Origin of the sequence: Mesorhizobium sp. M7A.F.Ca.CA.004.04.2.1, assembly GCF_004022825.1 — a bacterium.
Taxonomy (GTDB): domain Bacteria; phylum Pseudomonadota; class Alphaproteobacteria; order Rhizobiales; family Rhizobiaceae; genus Mesorhizobium.
The window spans coordinates 1-3,066 of the sequence record NZ_RZPH01000746.1 but is presented as its reverse complement, the minus strand read 5'-3'; the positions used below and the strand labels follow the sequence as shown (position 1 = coordinate 3,066).

Genomic DNA, 3,066 nt, shown 5'->3' with positions numbered 1-3,066 from the left:
GTGGGGTTCGTGCCGGGCAGACATCTCAGGAATACCATTCGATAGGCCAGCCGAGGCCGGTTACGCGCCGGTGGTCGCAAGCTCCCGCAGGGCCAGCCGGCCCGCGACATAATTCTTGACCTGGCGGACGGCCTGTTCGCGCGAGACGCTGCCCGGTTGCAGGCCGAGCCGCAGCCAAAGCCCGTCGATCAGCGCCGTGACGCCAAGCGCGATGTCGTCGGCATCCGCCGGCGAGGCGAGGCCGTGCAGGCCCGACAACAGGTTCGAGCGCATGCGCGCATGGATCACCCGCTGGATACGGGCCATCTTCTCGTCGCGCGGCACCTCGGCGCAGAGCGACAGCCAGGCATGGCACAGAGGCGGCTGGAACAGATGCTCCTCGAAATTGCCCTCGATCACCGCATCCATGCGCTCCATCGGCGTACGCGCCCGGCGAAGCCGCGCGATCACCGCCTGGCACAGGACGGCATTGGCTTCGCGCATCGCGTGCTCGAACAGTTCCTGCTTGTTGCGGAAATAGTGCAGCACGATGCCTTTGGAGGCACCTGCCTGAGCGGCCACTTTTTCCAGGGTCGCGCCGGCAATGCCCTCGCGCTCCAGAACCACGAAGGCCGCCTGCCGCAGCTCCTTGCGGCGTATCTCACTGAGACGCTTGAGTTTCACGGGATTGGTCCATGCATTTCGAATCCACGTTGACATTTTCGTCCGCTCAGATCAAGAATTGACCCATGGGACAATAAAAAAACCGATTGGTCAATTTCACGAATGAGGAGAACCGAAATGTTGCGCATCCTTGCAAACGGCGTCTGTTTGGCCGCCCTCATGTTGGCCTCTCATGCGGCCCAGGCGGCCGAGGCCGAAGAGTGCAGGACGGTCCGCATGGCCGAACCCGGCTGGAACGACCTTGCCTTCACCACGGGGGTCGCCAACGTCCTGTTGGAGGCGCTCGGCTATCAGCCGCAAAGCCAGGTGCTCGGCATCAACGTCATCTACGAGGGCATGAAGAACAGGGACCTCGACCTGTTCCTGGGCTACTGGGATCCGGCCATGGTCACCTATTACGAGCCCTACAAGAAGGACGGCTCGGTCGAAAATGTGCGCGTCAATCTCGTGGGCGCCAAATACACCTTCGCCGTTCCGACCTACGCCTGGGATGCCGGCGTCAAGGACATTTCCGACCTGCACAAATTCGCCGACAAGTTCGGCAAGAAAATGTACGGCATCGAGCCCGGTTCAAACCAGTTGATGATGGACGCCATCGCCGATCCCGCCTTTGGCCTGGACGGCTGGCAAGTGGTCGAGTCCAGCGAAGCCGGCATGCTTTCCGAGGTCGGCTACGAGATCAAGGAAAAGCAGTTCATCGTCTTCCAGGGCTGGGCGCCGCATCCGATGAACACGATGTACGACTTCAAGTACCTGACCGGCGGCGACAAGTTCTTCGGCCCGAACTTCGGCGCCGCGACGGTGACGACGCAGGTGCGCAAGGGCTATCTCGAGCAATGCCCGAACGTCGCGCAATTCCTCAGGAATCTCGCCTTCGACATCGATTTCGAGAATGTCGGCATGGGCTATCTGATCAATGACGGCATGAAGCCGGAGGACGGCGCGCTGAAGGCAATCACGGCCAACAAAAGCCGCCTCGACGCCTGGCTCGCCGGCGTCACCACCTTCGACGGCCAACCCGGCCTCGCCGCGGTCAAGGAAAAGCTCGGTCTGTGAGAGCGGCGGTGCTTGATGCTTTGCCGGAGCAGGGCGCCTGGTCCGGCCGCAAGCAATTCGTCACTGTCGGCGATCTCGACATCGCCTATGTCGAGGTATCAGGCGCCGAGCCGGCACTGCTGTTGGTGCACGGCTTCACCGACACCAGCCGCAGTTTTTCGCTTCTGGCGCCATATCTGGCCGGCCGTCGTCTGATCATGCCGGATCTGCGCGGCCACGGCGCCTCGCAGGCTGGCAAGAACTGCGGCATCGCCGATCTTGCCGATGATATGGCCGGGCTGATCCAGAGTTTACAACTCGACCGACCGGTCGTCGTCGGCCATTCGCTGGGCGCCATGGTGGCTGTCGCTTTGGCTGCGGGGCACAAGGAGTTGATCGGCGGGCTGGTGGTCCTGGCCGGCACGTTGAAGCCCGATTTCGCGCCGGGTCATCCGCTGGTGGTGAGCGTCGAGGCCCTGCGCGACCCGATATCGCCGACCGATCCGTTCTATGCCTGGTGGCATGCCTGTCGTACCGACGTGCCAGCAGCCTTTCTCGCCGGCTTGGCGCAAGAGGCCTCGGCGATGCCGACCCCGCGCTGGCGCGCGATTCTCGAGGAAATCCGCCGCGCCGACCTGACCGACTCGGCACGAGTCGTGCAGGCCCGGACGCTGATCATCGCCGGCGCCTGCGACCCGCTGTTCGGCGCGGCGCACCAGCAGGCGTTGCAATCCGCTCTTGCCGAAGCCGTCTTCGTTCGGGCTGAGAGTTGTGGCCACAACCCGCATTGGGAAGATCCGGTCCTTGTCGCAAAGGCGATCATCGAGGCATTTGAAGTCTAACGCCCGACCAATGATTGCGATGTGGGCAACAGCCGCAAAGTCTCCGTTTGTTTGGTCAGGCCGAGCTGCGCGGCCTGCCAAAAATCCTGCCATGCCGGAGAAGCGGCGAGGGCGGCCTGGTGGCGGGCATGCGCCTCGGTGCTGGCAAAACCCATGACGCTGATGAAGACGTTTTCATCAGCCCGTACCGGCAGGCGCGGAAAACTGTTTTCGGCATGCTCGGTAACGAAAGCGGCGAGCAGGCGTGCGTCGGCCGTCATCAGGCACGCCGTCTCAGTCTCGAAGCGAGTGGCGAAATCAGCCTCTGTGCCGGGCTGCAAATGATGAATCTCGATGACAACGATGCCGGTCAGCGGTTTGTTTTGAATGGGCTTTTCGTCATCGGCCAGGCTTGGCCGCTGCTTGCCCGCGAGGTCGAAGCCGGCGGCGGGCCACGCCGGCTTCAGCAGCAGCACATCGTCGGAATCGATCATCGTTGCGTTGGCCGCATCGCTGTGCGCCGCCCAGACCGGCCCGCCATAAAAAG

General features: G+C 63.0%; 4 protein-coding genes. 2 read left to right on the top strand and 2 right to left on the bottom strand.

Going from position 1 to position 3,066, the window contains the following annotated elements; genetic code table 11:
• Positions 1–60: 60 nt before the first annotated feature.
• Positions 61–699, bottom strand: a complete 639-nt coding sequence (gene betI, locus EN893_RS26265; RefSeq protein WP_127269334.1) for a transcriptional regulator BetI — start codon at positions 697–699, stop codon at positions 61–63.
• A gap of 81 nt (positions 700–780) precedes the next feature.
• Between betI and choX the strand changes: the two genes are divergently transcribed.
• Together choX and EN893_RS26255 are read left to right on the top strand one after the other, a co-directional pair.
• Positions 781–1,719, top strand: a complete 939-nt coding sequence (gene choX / locus EN893_RS26260; RefSeq protein WP_127272782.1) for a choline ABC transporter substrate-binding protein — start codon at positions 781–783, stop codon at positions 1,717–1,719.
• Between the two features lie 8 nt (positions 1,720–1,727).
• Positions 1,728–2,540: an alpha/beta hydrolase gene (locus EN893_RS26255; RefSeq protein WP_127269332.1), complete on the top strand. Its 813-nt coding sequence runs from the start codon at positions 1,728–1,730 to the stop codon at positions 2,538–2,540.
• Here EN893_RS26255 and EN893_RS26250 read toward each other — a convergent pair.
• Complete coding sequence (locus EN893_RS26250; RefSeq protein ID WP_245490911.1) at positions 2,537–3,013, bottom strand: NIPSNAP family protein; 477 nt, start codon at positions 3,011–3,013, stop codon at positions 2,537–2,539. The genes EN893_RS26255 and EN893_RS26250 overlap by 4 nt on opposite strands.
• Positions 3,014–3,066: the final 53 nt, after the last annotated feature.

What these genes read in the sequence shown, in the direction of transcription:
- choX (WP_127272782.1), top strand. Translation starts at nt 781, where the DNA reads ATGTTGCGCATCCTTGCAAACGGCGTCTGTTTGGCCGCCCTCATGTTG.
- betI (WP_127269334.1), bottom strand. Translation starts at nt 699, where the DNA reads ATGTCAACGTGGATTCGAAATGCATGGACCAATCCCGTGAAACTCAAG.
- EN893_RS26250 (WP_245490911.1), bottom strand. Translation starts at nt 3,013, where the DNA reads ATGATCGATTCCGACGATGTGCTGCTGCTGAAGCCGGCGTGGCCCGCC.